Source organism: Flavobacterium succinicans LMG 10402, assembly GCF_000611675.1.
GTDB lineage: Bacteria > Bacteroidota > Bacteroidia > Flavobacteriales > Flavobacteriaceae > Flavobacterium > Flavobacterium succinicans.
In genome coordinates this window covers 82,696-101,187 of sequence record NZ_JATV01000010.1, presented here as the reverse complement: position 1 = coordinate 101,187, position 18,492 = coordinate 82,696, and the positions used below count along the sequence as shown (strand labels likewise).

The 18,492-nt window shown below is 34.8% G+C and carries 15 protein-coding genes; all 15 read right to left on the bottom strand.

The genetic code is table 11. The features are described from left to right. Positions 1-101 precede the first annotated feature (101 nt). The 15 genes from AO58_RS0111215 to AO58_RS0111145 all read right to left on the bottom strand — a co-directional run bounded on the left by AO58_RS0111215 (position 102) and on the right by AO58_RS0111145 (position 18,468). Entirely contained in the window at positions 102-581 is a 480-nt protein-coding gene (locus AO58_RS0111215) for a DUF2231 domain-containing protein (RefSeq protein WP_024981793.1), read from the bottom strand. A gap of 26 nt (positions 582-607) precedes the next feature. Then, positions 608-1,723, bottom strand: a complete 1,116-nt coding sequence (locus tag AO58_RS0111210) for an efflux RND transporter periplasmic adaptor subunit (RefSeq protein ID WP_024981792.1) — start codon at positions 1,721-1,723, stop codon at positions 608-610. Positions 1,724-1,731: 8 nt separating this feature from the next. After that, entirely contained in the window at positions 1,732-6,066 is a 4,335-nt protein-coding gene (locus AO58_RS0111205) for a CusA/CzcA family heavy metal efflux RND transporter (protein WP_024981791.1), read from the bottom strand. A 97-nt stretch (positions 6,067-6,163) separates the two neighbouring features. Then, positions 6,164-6,568: a hypothetical protein gene (locus AO58_RS0111200; RefSeq protein WP_024981790.1), complete on the bottom strand. Its 405-nt coding sequence runs from the start codon at positions 6,566-6,568 to the stop codon at positions 6,164-6,166. 93 nt (positions 6,569-6,661) lie between these two features. Then, positions 6,662-8,041, bottom strand: a complete 1,380-nt coding sequence (locus tag AO58_RS0111195) for a sensor histidine kinase (RefSeq protein WP_024981789.1) — start codon at positions 8,039-8,041, stop codon at positions 6,662-6,664. 223 nt (positions 8,042-8,264) lie between these two features. Next, on the bottom strand, positions 8,265-8,927 hold the full coding sequence (locus tag AO58_RS0111190) for a response regulator transcription factor (protein WP_024981788.1): 663 nt from the start codon (positions 8,925-8,927) through the stop codon (positions 8,265-8,267). Positions 8,928-8,929: 2 nt separating this feature from the next. Continuing rightward, positions 8,930-10,246: a DUF3570 domain-containing protein gene (locus AO58_RS0111185; RefSeq protein WP_024981787.1), complete on the bottom strand. Its 1,317-nt coding sequence runs from the start codon at positions 10,244-10,246 to the stop codon at positions 8,930-8,932. Positions 10,247-10,283: 37 nt separating this feature from the next. Continuing rightward, positions 10,284-10,493, bottom strand: coding sequence for a DUF4266 domain-containing protein (locus AO58_RS0111180; protein ID WP_024981786.1), 210 nt, complete (start codon positions 10,491-10,493; stop codon positions 10,284-10,286). Further along, complete coding sequence (locus AO58_RS0111175) at positions 10,493-11,473, bottom strand: FAD:protein FMN transferase (protein WP_024981785.1); 981 nt, start codon at positions 11,471-11,473, stop codon at positions 10,493-10,495. The genes AO58_RS0111180 and AO58_RS0111175 overlap by 1 nt, the downstream gene beginning before the upstream one ends. Next, positions 11,470-11,928: a thioredoxin family protein gene (locus AO58_RS0111170; RefSeq protein ID WP_244530697.1), complete on the bottom strand. Its 459-nt coding sequence runs from the start codon at positions 11,926-11,928 to the stop codon at positions 11,470-11,472. Before AO58_RS0111170 ends, AO58_RS0111175 begins: the two co-directional genes overlap by 4 nt. Positions 11,929-12,272: 344 nt before the next feature. Beyond that, positions 12,273-13,253 (bottom strand): YeiH family protein, encoded by a 981-nt coding sequence (locus AO58_RS0111165; RefSeq protein WP_024981783.1) that lies wholly within the window; start codon positions 13,251-13,253, stop codon positions 12,273-12,275. A 74-nt stretch (positions 13,254-13,327) separates the two neighbouring features. Further along, positions 13,328-14,224 (bottom strand): LysR family transcriptional regulator, encoded by an 897-nt coding sequence (locus tag AO58_RS0111160; protein ID WP_024981782.1) that lies wholly within the window; start codon positions 14,222-14,224, stop codon positions 13,328-13,330. A gap of 28 nt (positions 14,225-14,252) precedes the next feature. Next, the gene (locus AO58_RS0111155; protein ID WP_024981781.1) at positions 14,253-16,280 is read right to left on the bottom strand and encodes a hypothetical protein; all 2,028 of its coding nucleotides are present in this window, start codon (positions 16,278-16,280) and stop codon (positions 14,253-14,255) included. 91 nt (positions 16,281-16,371) lie between these two features. After that, the gene (fabG, locus tag AO58_RS0111150) at positions 16,372-17,118 is read right to left on the bottom strand and encodes a 3-oxoacyl-[acyl-carrier-protein] reductase (RefSeq protein WP_024981780.1); all 747 of its coding nucleotides are present in this window, start codon (positions 17,116-17,118) and stop codon (positions 16,372-16,374) included. 174 nt (positions 17,119-17,292) lie between these two features. Continuing rightward, positions 17,293-18,468: a proline dehydrogenase family protein gene (locus AO58_RS0111145; RefSeq protein ID WP_024981779.1), complete on the bottom strand. Its 1,176-nt coding sequence runs from the start codon at positions 18,466-18,468 to the stop codon at positions 17,293-17,295. Between the last annotated feature and the right edge of the window lie 24 nt (positions 18,469-18,492).

The following is an 18,492-nucleotide window of genomic DNA, read 5'->3' as shown; positions in this document are numbered from 1 at the left end:
ACGTTGTTTCCTTCTTCAAAAATAGTCCGTGAGCTCTTGCTTTTATTGAATAATTCAGTTTCGCTACGATGTCTAATGCGAATTCTGGGTTAAAACTATAGTTAATCCTTGTCTTTCATTTGAACATCAGCTGGAATGGCTACCGATCTTATTTCTGTATGGCGAATCTCTCCTCCTGTTGTTCCGGTTTGTTGTCCTAAAAATACAGCTACCGCAGCAATAATAACTGCTACATAAGTTACTAGAACTGATTTAGCTGATTTTTTGTAATTCAAATACAAGCCAATTAGGGAAGTTAGTCCCAAAACATACAATGCAATAGCCAATTTTTCTGCCATTTCTTCGTGTTCGTGAATGATATTGTGACCGATGTTAGGCATATCTTCAACCAATTCCTCTGCTCCTTCTCCAGTTGCCATACTCACTGCAGCAAAAATAGCCGCAACAATAAACAGAAAAAACGCTGTATTCTTAACCGAATTGTTCTTAAACAACAACCCAACTACTAAAATTCCTAATCCTAAAATCGTCCCGATAATAGGAAAATGGTTCACCACAAGGTGTAAATGTGCATCATTCATAAGTATTGTTTTTTAAGTTAAATTTTCTATTCTGCTAAATCAAAAACACCTTTGGTCAAGATTTTAGTTGAAGCGTTGATGGTAGTATTTGGTAGTATTTCACTAAAATCCTCATTTTGTTCTCCTAAAGATACAGCTAATTTCTTGAAGGCATACCCATTTTTATTGGTAACCAAAGTAAAAACGTAATACTTGTTGTTTTCTTTCATAATAGCTTCTGTAGGTACTGCTAATCCTTTTTTAGTATCAAAAATAATGGCCGCTTCTACAAACATACCCGTAAGTAATCTTTGCTTGGATTCGTCTTCTAAATGCCCGTGAACATTAATGGTTCTGTCATTTCCTTCAATTGATTTCCCTACCAAATGTACTTCGGCATTAAAGACTTCCTTGGTGGCTTCGGGAACGGTAAATTTGATTTTTTGCCCTTTAGTCACTTTCAAAATGTCTTTTTCAAACACAGCTAATTCCAAGTGCAAATGATCTGTATCTACAATTTCTAGAATGACATCTTCCGGCGCCATCAGCATTCCTACATTCGCATTCATAATCACAATATCACCAGAAATTGGAGCGTAAATAGTTATCACCGATGTGAATTTGCCTTTCTCCACCTGAACAGGGCTAATGTGCATCAAAATCAGTTTTTGTTTCAAGCTCTGATAGGTTGCCATCGCTCTTTTGTACTCGCTTTCCGCCTTGAAATAGTTCTTTTGTGAGGTTATTTTTTCGTCATACAAGGTTTTTTGTCGAATAAATTCAGATTTGAGGTATTTTAACTGCTCTGCTACTTCTAAATATTCTTTTTGAATATCGATAAAAGCTGTGTTTTCAAGGGTTAATAAAGCTTGTCCTTTGCTAACTCTGTCGCCCACCAAAAGTTGTGTGCTCTTTACATAGCCACCAATAAAAGTAGTCACTTTTGCCCTGTTTTGAGGCGGAACATCAATCTTGCCAGATACTTTTATGGTTTCGTCAAAATCTTTCATTACAAGGCTGCTAATCACCATTCCTGCGGATTGAAATTGTGCCTGGGTAACTCTAACCAAACCATCGTCTTCTGTTGTTGCTGGTGCCTTTTCTTCTTTTTTACAGCCTATTAAAAGCAGTGTAATCACTAATATATACAGTTGTTTTCTCATAATCTAAACTAAAAATTAAGGTAGTGTAATTCTAATTGATTGCTGTTGAACTGTAGCACAGCTTCTACATATTCTATTTTTATTGCCACAGCATTTTCTAAACTTTGGATGTATTGAAAAAAGTCAATTTCTCCATTTTTATAGCTGCTATTCGCCACTTTGATGATTTCCTCAGATAATTTTTTCCCAGTGGCGTTGTAATAATTGATGCTTTCTTGGTACTTGGCAATTTCATTTTGCTGTTGACGGATAAATTGCGTCATTTTCTGTTCTTGATTAAGCTTTTGCTCTTCCCAACTTTGCGATTCTAATTGTGCTACTTTGGTTTTGGATACATTTCCTGAGAACAAAATAGGAACCGCAATACCCACTTGAAAACCATACAAAGATTGTGACAGACCGTTATTTCGTCCTTGAAAATATTCCAAATTCAAATCGGGTAACCAATGTTGTTTTTGCAAGCTAATCTGAGATTTATACATTTTACTAATACTTTCTAAATAAGCAACATGAATAGCTTTATTTAAGGTAGTATCCAAAGTAGCCATTGGTACTAATTCTTTCTCAAGAATGCTTATTTTTTCATCGGATTGCACCAAAGCTTGCAAAGATTCGTATTGTGCTTTTTTCTCAAAGTTAATTTGTGTGAGCTTGGTTTTAATTTGTCTGTATTTCGATTGGGCTGTAATTTTTTCTAAATAATTGGTTTCGCCCAATTCGAAACGACGGTCGCTGGCTTTAGAGAAATTTTGGTACAAACTATCCAAATAAGAATACAAGCGTTCCTGATGTTGCCAATAAACGATTTGCTCATAAGTTTTGGCTACTTGCAGTGAAAGTTTATTTTTTTGAAGCTCATAATTGGCTTTCTCTTTCTCAAATTCTGAGGTATTTGCTTTCTTTTGCACGCCATAAACGGTAGGAAACAAAAAGCGTTGTTGCACTCCGAAAACTTTTAGCGGTAGATTATTCAAGGCCAAATTATTTTGGTCATACGAATAATACACATTGGTTTTTTCAAAGGTAAAACTGCTTTTAATATTCTCTTGCATTTTATTGACTTGCAATGCTGCAGCTTTAATTCCTTTATTGTTTTCAAGAGCTTTGGCTATTACCGCTTCTCGTGACATCGCTGTGTTTTGGGCAAATCCAAAGCTACTGGCTAACAAAAGTAAAATAACAGTTAGGTGCTTTTTGCCTTTCTTCAATTTTGGTCTTTTGAATTCTTTTGAATCAAAGACTTTGAACAGAATTGGCAATACAATCAAGGTCAATACTGTAGCTGTAAAAAGTCCACCAATCACTACAGTAGCCAAAGGACGTTGTACCTCTGCTCCTGCCGATGACGAAATCGCCATTGGTAAAAATCCTAAAGCAGCAGCGGCGGCGGTCAATAGCACTGGACGCAAACGGTCGGTAGTTCCTTTCAAAATTAAGGCATTCATATCGGTCATTCCTTGATGTTTTAGTTCTTTAAAATGTTCAATAAGCACGATTCCGTTCAATACTGCAATACCAAAAAGGGCAATAAAACCAACCCCTGCCGAAATACTGAAAGGCAAATCACGAATCCACAACAACAAAATTCCTCCCACTGCTGATAACGGAATCGCCGAATACACCATCAAAGCTTCTTTCATTGAGCCAAAAGCAAAATGCAACAGTATAAATATCAACAACAAAGCGATAGGAACAGCAATAAGCAATCGGGCTTTGGCACTTTCTAAATTTTCGAATTGCCCGCCGTATTGCACATAATATCCCGCGGGTAGCTTAATTTGCGTATCCACAATTTTTTGAATATCAGTCACTACACTTTGTAAATCTCTATTACGAACATTGATTCCAACCACAATGCGTCGGTTAGTATTGTCGCGCGATATTTTGGCTGGTCCTTCAGAGTATTCGATTTTTGCCAATTCGCTCAACGGAATTTGACCTCCATTAGGAACAGAAACATATAGGTTTTTCAAATCCTCAATACTCTTTCTGTTGCTTTGGTCTAAACGAATCACCATATCGAATCGCTTTTCGCCTTCAAAAACATTTCCCACTACTTTTCCAGCGAAGCTCAGCGCGATGGCGTCGTTCAAATCTTCAATATTCAAACCGTAGCGCGCAATTTTGGAGCGATCAAAATGCACTACCATTTGAGGTAAACCTTCTGTTTTTTCTATGATAACATCGGAAGCGCCAGGAACTTTTTTGATGGCGCGTTCTATTTCGTGCGCTTTTCTAGACAAAACATCCAAATCGGTTCCGAAAATCTTAATCGCCACATCAGAACGAGTTCCAGAAATTAACTCATTAAAACGCATTTCAATAGGTTGTGTAAACTCGATTTCCATATTTGGAATTTGGGCGTTTATTGCTTCTTTTATTTTATCGGCCAATTCATCTTTGGAAGTGGCGGAAACCCATTCTGATTTAGGTTTTAGTTTCACAATAATATCACTTTCCTCCATCGACATTGGGTCGGTTGGGACTTCGGCGGCGCCAATTCTTGATACGACTTGCTCTACTTCTGGGAAATTTTTAAGGATAATTTTCTCAATCTTAGTAGTAGTTTCAATGGTCTTAGTCAAAGAAGTTCCTGTTTTTAAAACAGGTTGAATCACAAAATCTCCTTCGTCTAAGGTGGGAATAAATTCACCTCCCATAGTACTAAATAAAACTCCCGAAAACACCAATAACGCAAGGGCTCCGTACAATACTTTTTTGGTATTTCCCAAAGCCCAAGTAATTGCTGGTAAATACCAAGAATTTAATTTACGAATTAGCTTCTCTGAAATCGAGTTTGGATTTTCTCTTGTTGGTTTTAAAAACATCGAAGCTACAACAGGAACATAAGTAAAACAGAAAATCATCGCGCCCAATAAAGCAAAGCTAAACGTCATAGCCATTGGCTTGAACATCTTTCCTTCGATGCTTGACAAAGACAAAATCGGAATAAAAACAATCAGAATGATTAACTGGCCAAAAATGGCAGAATTCATCATTTTAGAAGCGCTTTTATAGGTGATTTGGTCAATTTCAATTTGGCGATTTTCTTTGTTTAATCCCGCCAAATGTGCCGAATTTTGAGCAATTTGAAAGGCAATAAATTCAACAATAATTACCGCTCCATCGATAATAATTCCAAAATCAATGGCACCTAAGCTCATCAAATTGGCATCGATTCCGAAAATATTCATAAACGAAATGGCAAACAACAAACACAACGGAATCACCGAAGCCACGACCAATCCAGAACGCCAATTTCCTAGCAATAAAACCACCACAAAGATTACTATCAAACAGCCTAAAATTAAATTCTCGGCTACCGTAAAGGTGGTTTTTCCAACGAGTTCACTTCTTTCTAAAAAACCATTGATATACACGCCTTCTGGCAGTGATTTTTGGATTTCGGCTACTCTATCTTTGACATCACTAATTACCTGTTTTGAGTTGGCGCCCTTAAGCATCATCACTTGTCCGAGCACCTTCTCTCCTTCTCCATTTCCGGTAATCGCTCCAAAACGATTAGCGTGACCAAATTGAACTTTGGCAATATTTTTAATCAAAACGGGAAGACCATTGGTGTTTTTAACCACAATGTTTTCAATATCCTGAATGCTATTGACTTTTCCTTCGCCACGAATGAAATAACTTTGATTTGTTTTTTCGATATAAGCCCCACCAGCAATACTGTTATTCTTCTCCAAAGCGGTAAAAATTTCAGTCAAACTACAATTCATCGCCTTTAATTCCGAAGGACGAATACTGATTTCGTATTGTTTTAAATAACCACCCCAAGTATTGATTTCGACCACTCCATTGATTCCAGATAATTGTCGTTTCACAATCCAATCCTGAATTGTTCTTAAATCGGTTATGGAATAGTTGTTTTTAAACTGAGGTTTTACCTCCAAAGTGTATTGGTAAATTTCTCCCAATCCAGTGGTAATTGGTCCCATTTCGGGTGTACCAAAACCTTCGGGGATTTTTTCGGAAGCGGCTTTTATTTTTTCGGCAATTAATTGACGAGGCAAATAAGTTCCCAAATCGTCATCAAAAACAATCGTTACGACCGATAATCCGAATTTTGAAATGGAACGAATTTCTTTTACGCCTGGCAAATTAGCCATTTCAATCTCGACAGGATACGTAATAAATTGCTCAATATCTTGAGTCGAAAGATTGCGTGAAGTGGTAATCACTTGCACTTGATTGTTGGTAACATCAGGAACAGCGCCGATAGAAATTTGGAATACAGAGAACAATCCGAAACCGAACACGCTCAAAGTAAACAACAATACAATGAGTTTGTTTTGGATAGAAAATGCTATGATTTTATTTAGCATACTAGTAAATTAAAAAATTATACGTTTAGAATTATTAGAAATCTAGTAACTCACGAAATAGTAACTATCAAAAAGATAATTAATTATAAAGATAATTTTAAACTAGTTTAGGCGGTTGCCAAATAGAACTAAATACGTTAGAAATATACCATTCTTTATAAATCGGAAGTGATTGATTCACAGCAACAAGAATAGGTTTTTTTAAAGTAAAAATAGATTGAGGTTCCTCAAAAGCCAAGACAACCGTATCGAGATTGATAGTTTGGCTCTTGAATGGTAAGTTTTCGTGCTTATCGTGACCATCGGTATCGGTGTGTTTGTTTAAATTATTGTAATGGCTGATGGTAAAATCTATAAACGAAAAGGCTTGTTCTTGGTTGTGATTTTGATGCTCTAAATAATGCTGAACCAAATTGGGTATTTTGAATAACTGCCCTATTTCTGTGTTGGAATACACAAAAACAAATAGAAACAAAAGGGTCGTTATTTTTTTGACAGACATATACAACTACTTTCAAATGGTTACAGCGTCAAGCTTTAGTACAAAAGTAAGTGGTAAATATATGAAATATCTTAAGAACGGCTTAAAAAGAGGTTAATGAAAACTTAAGACTACTTTAGTTCCTTTGCCAGTTTCACTAAAAATTTCGATATCCATAGGGAGTAATTCTGCAATTCGTTTCACTATAGAGAGTCCTAATCCAGAGCCTTTTATCGTAGGATGATTAGTCGCATTAGAACGATAAAAAGGGTTGTAAATTTTATCCAAATCGGCTTTGGCTATACCAATTCCTTGGTCGGTAATGATGCAGTGGGTGCCTTTTTCGTCTTTATTCAAATCAATTGTAACCACAGTATTTTCTCCTGAATACTTGATGGCGTTACTGATAATATTTCCAATAATTATCGCCACTAAATAATGATCGGATTCAATATAATAATCAGTAGTAAATTGACTAACAACGGTTGTTTTCTTCGACTTTATCTTCTCTGAATACATCGTCAAAGTATCCAAAATCAATGCGTTCAAATAAACCTTCTCAATTTTTAATCGTTGTTTTTGATTCTCGAACCGCGCCAATAACAATAATTGATCCACCAAGTTATTTACACGATTGACTTCTTTAATACTGTATGCAATTTTTTCTTCGTACTCTGCTTGTGTTCTCGGTTTGCGTATCAATACTTCTAAAGTCCCTTTCAAAACGGTCAATGGTGTTCTTAATTCGTGAGAAGCATCCGAGGTGAATTGTTTTTCGCGTTCTACAGCATTTTCTATTCGATCCAGTAAATCATTGATTGTTTTGGAAAGCGTGTAGAGTTCATCTTTGTTTTGAGGTAAAACGATCCGTCCTTTTAGGTTGTCTTTTGTAATGTTACTAGAGGTTTCGGTGATGGCAGTAACAGGTTTTATGCTTCGACCTGCAATCAATCGAGCAATCAGGAACAGCAAAATGAGTATTAAAGGAAAAGAAACAAAAAGAGTATTGCGTAAATTATTCAAAATCATTTGTGCATCATCTAATGACATGGCTACAAACAAATGTCCTACCACTTTTTGTTGGTCAAACAATGGCACTTGAATCTGACGAATAGGAGTTTTATTCAAATAGGTGTCGATGAATTTGTTGTCAAATGACTCTTTGTACATTTTAAGTTGAAGTCCTTTCAAATTGGGCGACTTGTCAATCAATTGATTATTACTATCAAAAAACTGTACAAAAACAGGGTTAACATTTACAGTGTTATGCTCTCTCGCACGCCATTGATCGACTTGAATTAAATAGGTATTGTTGCGATCGATTTCAATTTCTTCTAAATGCTTTTGAACTTCAGTTTGAATGTCTTCATTAATGTGCGTGTTCACATTGTATTTCATACTTTGAAAAATCACAATGAAAACGACAGAAATTAAGAGCCCAGTGCTCAAAATATAGTTAAAGGCAATTCTGTCTTTGTATGAAAATGAAAACATATTTAAGTGAAATTAACCCGTTAGGTAAACTATTTTTTTACCACACAGGAAAAACATAGAGTTTATAGTCTTTTAAAAGGAATTCGTAGACGTTTTACTTTTCACATAGCCTTTCTATGTGAGAAATAGTGCTATTTCTATTTTATTCTTCTTCAAATTGGCTTAATCTATGATTCTATGTGGTTACATTTTTTTTATTTTAATTAAATCCAACAAGTTGAAATTAATCATTCGCAATATAGCCAACGCCACGAATGGTTTTGATGAGATCTTCTTCTTTATTGAGATTGAGTTTTTTTCGGATAGCGTTCATAAAAACATCAATAACTCCTGTATCGTATTCGAAATGAATATCCCAAACGTCCTCAATAATTTGATTTCGAGTACAAACTTTTCCTTTATTTTTGATTAAATATACTAATAATTCATATTCGCGTTGCGTAAGATTAACTTCTTGATCGCCCAGCAGCACTTGATGTTTGGACGGATCAATGCTGATGTTGCCTAAAACCAATATGTCATTGGAAGTGGTATTTCTAAAATGAATTTTAATTCGTTCAATTAATTCATCAAAACTAAAAGGTTTTTTGATGTAATCATTCGCTCCAGCTTTCAAACCTTCTATCGTTTCTTGTACGGTATCTCTAGCAGTCAAAAACAAAATAGGCGTTTGAATATTGGCTTTTCGAATGGCTTTACAAATGTCTATTCCGTGCATTTTTGGCAGCATCCAATCCAATAAAATAACGTTTACTTTTTGCTGTAAAGCCAAGGCTAAACCTGCTTCACCATCGTAAGCTACCAATACTGAATAGCCCTCTTCTTCTAAACCTTGTTTGAGAAAATCAGCAATTCCAACTTCGTCTTCTACAATAAGAATTTTCATAGTTATTGCATTAAAAACTTGAATCCAAGTGAAACGATATCAGCTTTCAAACCATCACTCCTATCGTAATGATTGTATCTAAAATCAATATTTTTCAAGCCAAATTTCCAAATTTTTGCTCCTGTAAAAATATCGGTATAATTGACCCCAAATCCATACTGATTGGCATCAAAAGCTGACAAATCATAATCAGAAGTGTAGAATTGATCCGTTGATAAATGCGTATTGATTGGTGCAAAATAGTCTGAAGCCGTTTGTGTATAATAACGATACATAGGGAAAACCGTAAAGCGATCCGTTAGTTTTATTGGTAATTCAATACTAGCGGTATGTGATTGTATTCCCCAGTTATCAGAATAGAATCGATAATAGGTTCTCAGTACAAAGCGCTCATTGATGTAATAATGCAGCCTCGCTCCTATTGGTAATTTAAATCTTGAATCTGGTAGGCGTTCAATATCATTGGCCAATTGAAAATCATTGATAAAGGAAGCAGCCACATCTTTGAAATATACCCTTTGATATGGCGTAGATAATAAACCTTGTTGTTGTAACACATCCAAAAACACCGATGCTTGCAATTTTTTATTAATTACTTGCGAAAAACTTAACGATACAGAATAAGAATTTCTTTTCTTATCCTTATGGAATTCGAATTGACTCGGATTATAAGCTGTATTTCCAGTAATGGTAAAATAATCAAATATTCCGCCGTTCAAATTATCCCCATTATTTTTAAAATCTTGTAATTCTTTCGGATAAATGGGTTTCCACGTATCTAAATACGCACTAGCAGAAAGGCTTACTTCAGTATTTTTGTCATTAAATTCTTTGGTAATTCCACCGCCAAATCCAATAGAAGAATAATCATATTCAACTGAAGCCGAAACGTGGGCATTCCAAATCGTGTTTCTGTCATCAGAGCTAGCTGAATACGATAAAGCCAAACTCGTCAACTGGTCTGATTGCGATGCTCCCGAACTCGATTGCCAAGGGTTTGGTGTATTACTATCAAAAGGATTAATATTACTTGATGATGCAGATGAATAAGCAGAAATACCTATGTCAGCCGTAAGTACTTCATCATCGCTTAATGGCATTGCTACTACTATAGCAGCTGTAACATCGGTTAGATTTTCAGTTCCGCTACCACCAGAAACAGCCGAATGAATTCCATCTTGTTTGTAATAGCTCAACAAGAAATCAACTTCGGTGGTTTCTAATACTCTTTTCTTAAATCCAACTGCTGTGGAGTCTTTCTGTTGCCCATTGGCAAAGAATACAATACACAATAATAGAATGGATAAGGCTTTTTTCATTATTTAAATTTCAATTAAAATAAATTATTTTAAGGTTTTAGTTGCATCCACAACCACCACCAGTTTTTCCTCCATTAGCCCCAGCAGAAGCTTCTCTATAGACCTGAAAAGTGGTTTCATAGCGTTCTGATGCTCTTGCGGCAAGCTTCATATCAGGGTCATTAATCGCTACTTTTTCATATTCTTTTACAGAAGAACAAGATTGTAGCGCCATTAGCACTATACTAGCAAAAAGTAATTTTTTCATTAGTTAAATTTTTTAATATCAATATTTTTAGAGGTATGTATTTCCCCTTTATCGTCAACAATTATACATCCGATGCCTTTCAGTTGGTTGACTAAATTCAACCCTACATCAACTCCCAAAACAAAAATCCCAGTAGCTAGAGCATCTGCAATTTCAGTTTGTTTAGCAAAAACAGAAACACTTACCATCCCTTGTGCTGGATAACCCGTTCTAGGGTCAATGATGTGAGAATAGCGTTTGCCGTCAAAAACCACATATTTTTCGTAACTGCCTGAAGTCTCTACCGCACTATTTTCGAGTGGAAAAGTGGCAAACACTTTACTTTTATTCATTGGATTGACAATCGCTACAGTCCAAGGTTTGCCAGTGGTTTGATAGCCCCAAGCGTTAATATCACCTGATACATTTACAATTCCAGAGGTACAGCCTTTTGATAGCAATAAATCTTTGATTTTATCTGCAATATAGCCTTGACCAATACCTCCTAGACCTAATTTCATTCCTTTTTCCTTCAAGTAAATAGTCTGTGCTTTGGCATCCAAAACAATTTTTTGATACCCAATTTTTGCTACCGATTGTTTGATAGCCTCGGGAGTGGGCATAGCCTTCATACTTCCGTCGAATTTCCAAATTTTATCCATAGAAGCATAAGAAATATCAAAAGCACCCGAAGTAAGCTGTGATACTTTTATAGCGCGTTCTACCAAATCATAGACTTCTTTATCAACTTTTACAGGTTGAATGCCCGAATTTTTACTCACTTGAGATATTTGCGTGGTTGGAATCCAATCTGAAATTAAATTTTCAATGCGCTTTACTTCGGCAACAGCCATATCAATAAAAATGTTGCCTTGAATTGTATCTTTAGCAACGACAGTCATTTCAAAGGGACTTCCTAGCATATACAATTTTCGCTTGTGGGTCACTTGCCCAAAAGCGATTACTGATGTTAATAGGAATAAAAGAATTATTTTTTTCATTTTTTCTCTAACGAATGAATCAATTGAATATAATCACTGGCAGAAACATTTTTAAAACCTGTCATTCCTAACACTTTCCCAGTTTTATCTAATAGCACTACTAAAGGAAAGCTTCCCCCACGATTGTATTTTTCGGCTAATTTTTGATTCGCAGCGGTTAAATCGGGAGCCAATTGATTCGCTTTTTTCTTTGGAAAATCGGCTTTATAAATAACCCAATTTTTTTCTACTTCTTGTTTAAACGCTTCTGATTTCCAAACTACATTATCTAATTTCATACAAGGCGCACACCAATCAGAACCAGAAAATACCAAAACGATATTTTTGTCCTCTTTAGTAGCTTGTGCTTTTGTATCATCAAAATTGGTTCTCCAGTTTTGAGAAAAACCATTTGCGGTCAAAAAAAGAAATAATAGTAGCAACGTATTCTTCATATAAACATTTGTTAAATTCATAAAGTAAAAGTATTGTATTTAAAGTCAAACTCAACTCGTTATTAGTTGTTTTAAGGGAATCTTAATTTTATAAGATGAACTACAAAAAAATGAATGTTGCATTTTTCGAAAGATAAATGAAATTAAAAAAATATAGTACATTAACACATCCTCTTTCTATTTAATACTCTTTAAATAAATAGTGAATTTTGAGACTAAATCTATCTATTCACCTTTATAAGTAAAAATATATTTTATTTTTAATACCATAAAAAAAGCCCCCAAATAGTGTTCAACTATTTGAGGGCAGTCTATTGCAATTAGCAACCTTTATAATCTAATAAATAAAAATATACTACTATAAATTAACTCAGTTTCATAATTACAAACAAAGAAGTAGAAGCGATAAAAGCCCATAACAACACCCCTTGCAATAAAGGTTTCACACCCACTTCTTTCAATTTACTGATATTTAAACCAGAACCAATTAAAAATAATGTAATAGTTAAACCTACTTTGGCAATCGTTACAAAATAAGGCGCTACTGTTGATACCGATGGCATGTAAGTATTTACAACTAAAGCTAAGATGAACAAGAATATAAAGTAAGGGATTTTAACTTTGCTTTTTCCACTTTTAAAAATGTATGACGATCCAATAGCAATCGGAATAATCCATAAAGCTCTAGCCAATTTGACTGTAGTAGCCACTTGTAAGGCCTCGGCACCAAATTTGTCGGCTGCACCTACAACAGAACTCGTGTCATGTATCGCAATAGCACACCACAAACCAAAATCATTTTGTGAAAGTTCTAACCAATGACCAATAGCAGGAAATAAAAACAACGCTACTGAGTTCAAAATAAAAATAACACCCAACCCTACCGATGTTTGATTTTCATTAGATTTGACAACTGGAGCAATAGCTGCAATGGCACTTCCACCACAGATAGCGGTACCACAAGAAATCAAATGTGAGATTTTTTTGTCAATACCCATCCATTTTCCCACAAAATAACCTAAAATTAAGGTTGAAAAAATAGAAACCACAGTAAACAGAAATCCTTCTTTTCCCGCATCAATGGCACAATGCAAATTCATACCGAAACCTAAACCTACTACTGAAATTTGCAACAAAACAGAAGTAGCTTTGTGATTTAAATGCAAAAAAGGATGTCCAAACAAATTGGCGATTATCAATCCTATTAATAAGGCAACTGGGGGTGAAATAATTGGAAAAACTGCACAAGACATTAATAATAATACAAATATAATTTGTTGTGTAGTTCTATTCAATTGAAATAAATGTTGTTTGGGTGCGTGTTTTTTATTTGAGATCGTTTCCATTGTGATGTTTGTTAATATTACTATGCAAAGATCCGACGATTATACCGCAAATGCCAATTCAAAAAAAAGATAGACTATAACTCTAAGTTATAATACTTGAATAGACTTTGAATGAACAAGGTAGCCAAAGTATCCGACTTCCCCATCAAAGTAATAACATAAATGTCGCGCTCAAAGCTGAGTCCCTGAATATCTACAATAGACAATTCTCCACTCTTCAGTTCACTTTCTATTGAAAATATTGACATAAAAGCCAAGCATTCTGAATGCAATAAATACGACTTGATGCTTTCGGTACTTCCCAATTCCATTTCAATTTGCAAGTCAGAGAGTTGAATGTTGTGTTTTCTCAAAGCATAAGTTATAACTTCAAGTGTTCCAGACCCACGTTCACGAGTCAACAGACGAAGTGTTTTCAAATCTTCAATTGAAATCTCATTTTGCTTAGCTAAAGGATGCTTAGAATGACAAACCAAAACCAATTCGTCTTTCAAAAAAGGAACATATTTGATGGATTGATTTTTGGATTGTCCCTCTACAATTCCAATTTCAATTTCTTTTTGAAGTAAAGCTGTTTCAATTTGCTCGGTATTTCCATTTGTCAATTGAATACTGATATCTGTTTCCCTTTGATGAAATTGTGCTAAAACAGGAGGAATTACATATTGAGAAATCGTGGTACTAGCACCAAGTCTAAGCAATCCCTTACGTTGACTTACAAAAGTACTCATGTCAAATTCAATATTTCTATAAATATCGAAAATAGCTTTGGTATGTTTCAACAAAAGATGTCCAGCGGGAGTTAACGCAATTTTCGAACCATTTCTCTCAAAAAGTTTGGTATTATAGGTCTCCTCTAATTCGTGAATATGTTTTGAAACGGCAGGTTGACTAATATACAACTCTGCTGCTGCCTTAGTAAAATTAAGCCGAGTGGCTACAGTGAAAAAAACTTTTAATCTAAAATCCATGAGGTTGATTTAAATACAAGTTCTAAATTTACAACAATCCATGGTATTTACGTAGAAACCATTCAGCAGATAAACAAATGGCGATGATAATCAAAAGCCATATCCAATCAATCAAAGGGAATTTTGTAGTAATTTCTTTCTCTATCGGCTTGAACGATTCATCCGCAAGTAATTGATCTATTAATTGATCAACTTGTTTAGGGAGAAACGTTTTTCCATTGGTTTGCTCTGCTAATTGGTTTAGTTTTGAGTAGTCTGGTGTAACAAATTGTTTTTCAATGTCAAAATCTAAGATTTCAAATCGTCCAGAATAGGTTGAATTTGTATTGAGTTCTTTTACAGTAAATGTATAATTACCTGCCGAAAGTCCATCTAAATTGACCTGATAAGTATTAGTACTTTTAAGTAAGTCGTAATTTTTTTGTTGCTTATTTTTGGTATTGGTGACCGAAATAGTTAATCGAGCATTTTCATCAAATTCATAATTTTTATTGAAAAACTCTGCTGTTATGGCTATGGCTTCTCCTGAATTATAAAAATTTTCATGCGTTACATTAAAGGTTTTTTTAGTGCTATTTGAACTTAAAAACTGAATTGCTTTGTCAATAAATGTATCGTATTTATCAAAAGATTGTTGCTGCACATACGATTGCAAACGCCATTTCCAACTATTTTCTCCCAATAAGTAGGCGCTTCGTTTTCCTCCTGCCTCTGCAAAAGCTAAAAGTGGCATTCCGGTCTCAATACTTCTAATTTTTGAAAAAAGTAAAATCGATACGTTTTCTCGAGTTGTCACTGTTCCGAATGGATGATTCAAAGGAGGGAAATTGTCAAGACCAATATTTTCTGAGGCAAACAAATTGAATTTGGTATTAAAAGAAGGTAAATAGTCTTCTTTCTGATTGCTCATTTTGAACGCCAAATCGGTTTGCTGTTGGTTTAAAAACACAAAATCGGTAGCCATTCCAGTAACGGTTAAGGTGTTGATTCCTGCCGTTTTTGCGTTGTCAAGTATAGTCTTAAAAGAAGTGTTAGGTTGGTACATAATCAAAACATTATAATTTTTTAATGATTTGATTTCTTGAGGCTTAATAATATTTACTTTACGTTGTGCATTAGTTTCAATGGCGCGTTTTAAAGCGCTGATGTCAGGATGGTTTATAGCCGAAACAATGCCAATACTTGTTTTTTGATCTAAAACATCTACCGCAAAATTTTTGGAATTATTGTACGTGTTTTTTTCCTTTAAACTTGAAGCTATTGAAGCTTTAAAAAGGTGTAATCCTATTTTATCCGCAGGTAAAAGAACCGTAAAATTGACTGTTTTTTTATTGGGAGAAAAATTGATTTGCTGTTTGGTAAGTGTATTACCAGCCTCTGAAATGGAGAAATTAGCATTAACCGGTCGGTTTCCTGAATAGTGTACAAAAACTTCAACAGGAAATTTGTTCTTATAAAATGCATATTTATTCACATTGAGCTGATTGATTTTTAAATCAAAAACCGCTGTAGTGTCGCCTAAAACAACTGGAAAAACAGGATTATCGGCTTTAAAAGCAAATACATAATCATTGCCCGAAGTTTGATTCCCATCCGTAATAAGAATGGTTGGAAAATGATGGTTTTTATACAAACTCTTCAAATCTTTGGCCACAACATCCACTTTCGTTTGTGTTCCTTTAAAATTAAAAGCATCCGATTGTTGCAATGCGGTATCAAAAACATACGACTGCACCTCAAACTTGTTTTGAATGGCTGTATTGGAAATAATTTTGCCAAACGACTCGGTAGCTTGTGTTTTAGCATTCAAAAAAACAACCGAACTTGAGTTGTCAACTATAATGGGTAAAGGTGTTTTGATGACTTCCAACTGAGAGGTACTGATGATCGGATTGATTAACAACACGAATACTCCCAAAATAGTAACAAAACGTAAAAAAGCCAAAAACCAATATACTTTGGATTGGTTTTTGGCTTTGTAAAAGTACTGAAAATACGACAAACTTGCAGCTACAACTATTGCAATGAGCAGGAATAGAATCGTGTTTATCGTCATATTTTAATGGTAATTACGTCATGTTTTAGCAATACTATATAGCTTTTTTAGCTAGATTTCACTTTGAATTGGATCTAAAAACCAAAGTTTTTTATGTAAGCATTCCACCACAAACGTTTAGCACTTGTCCAGTTACATAAGCACTCATATCTGATGCAAAGAACAAGCAAGCATTGGCTACGTCGTCTGTAGAACCACCACGTTTTAAAGGAATTCCTTCTCTCCAACCTTTGACAACATCGTCACTTAATTTGGCGGTCATTTCGGTTTCAATAAATCCTGGTGCAATTACGTTACAACGAATATTACGAGACCCCAATTCTAAAGCCACTGATTTTGAAAAACCAATCACACCTGCTTTTGAGGCGGCATAATTCGTTTGACCAGCATTTCCTTTTACTCCAACCACTGAACTCATATTGATAATAGAACCCGCACGTTGTTTTAAAAAGGTTTTTTGAATGGCTTTTGTCATGTTAAATACCGATTTCAAATTCACATCAATCACTTGATCAAAATCAGCTTCTGACATACGCATCATTAAATTATCTTTAGTGATTCCAGCGTTATTGATTAAAATATCCACCGAGCCGAAATCTGCTAAAACTGCGTCAACAAAAGTTTGTGCTTCGTTGAAATCTGCTGCATTCGATTGGTAACCTTTGGCTTTGATGCCCATTGTATTCAATTCATTTTCTAAAGCCAAAGCGGATTCAACAGATGAGCTGTATGTGAATGCAATATTAGCGCCATGTTTGGCAAAAACTTCGGCAATTCCTTTTCCAATTCCACGACTTGCGCCAGTAATGATGGCTACTTTTCCTTCTAATAATTTCATTTTTTTGTCAATATTTGCGTTTCGAAAATAAAAATCGATCTTGTTCCTTATTGCACAAGAAATGGTATTTGATTTATTTTCAAAAGATTATTACTTGTTTGGATTATTTTGAGCGCCAAATATAAGGTATTTCCTTTTTAAAAAAAATCATACCCAAAAATCAAACGTTTCAAATTAAGCATTTTTCTCTTTTCTTCTTTTTCTTTCGGTTTTAATCAATAATAATTCGCGACTGGTTTGTCCAGCAACGGAAGTGTTTTCTTCTGCACGTCTTATTAAGTATGGCATTACATCTTTCACAGGGCCAAAAGGTAAATACTTAGCAACATTGTAGCCGTTTTCAGCAAGATTATAACTGATATTATCGCTCATTCCATACAATTGACCGAAATAAATACGAGGGTCATTATTTTTAACACCGTTTTTTTCCATCAAATCAATCAATTTGTAGGTGCTTAATTCGTTGTGTGTTCCTGCAAAAATGGACATAAATTCCAAATGTTCCATCATGTAAGTAACTGCAGCATCATAATTAGCATCGGTTGCTTCTTTTGAGGCACAAATTGGGGTTGGATAATTCATTTCTTGGGCACGAAGATTTTCTTTTTCCATATAAGCCCCGCGAACTAATTTCATACCGATGAAAAATTGGTCTCTTTTAGCTTCCTCATGTAATTTTTTCAAATAATCCAAACGATCCCAACGGTACATTTGTAAAGTATTGAAGATTATTGCTTTTTCTTTATTGTATTTACGCATCATAGTGGTAACCAATTCATCCGCTACATTTTGCATCCAACTTTCTTCTGCATCTATTAACAAGGCAACATCTTTAATGTAGGCTTCTTTGCAAACGGTATCAAAACGTTCTACAATTTTGTTCCATTCTATAGTTTCTTCAGCTGTTAGCTCTTTTTTCTCCCCTAATTTTTCATACAAAGCTAATCTGCCCAAACCAGTAGGTTTAAATACAGCAAACGGTATAGCGAGTCGTTCTTTGGCAAATTCTATTGTTTTTAAAGTCATTTTTAGAGCCGCATCAAATTGAGCTTCCTCTTCTTTGCCTTCCACAGAATAATCTAATACGGACGAAACGCCTTTGGTAAACATTTTATCTACTACACTTAAACAATCGTTTTCGTTGATACCTCCACAAAAATGATCAAAAACGGTAGCCCTGATAAGACTTTCAACGGGTAAGTTTGCTTTAATTGCAAAATTAGTTACAGCAGTTCCAATTCGAACCAAGGGTTCACTTGCAATCATTTTAAACAAAAAATAAGCTCTATCTAGTTCAGTATCACTTTTTAAAGCAAAGGCAACTTGTGTGTTATTAAATAAATTGTTCATTATTTGTTACATTTTTATTGCAAA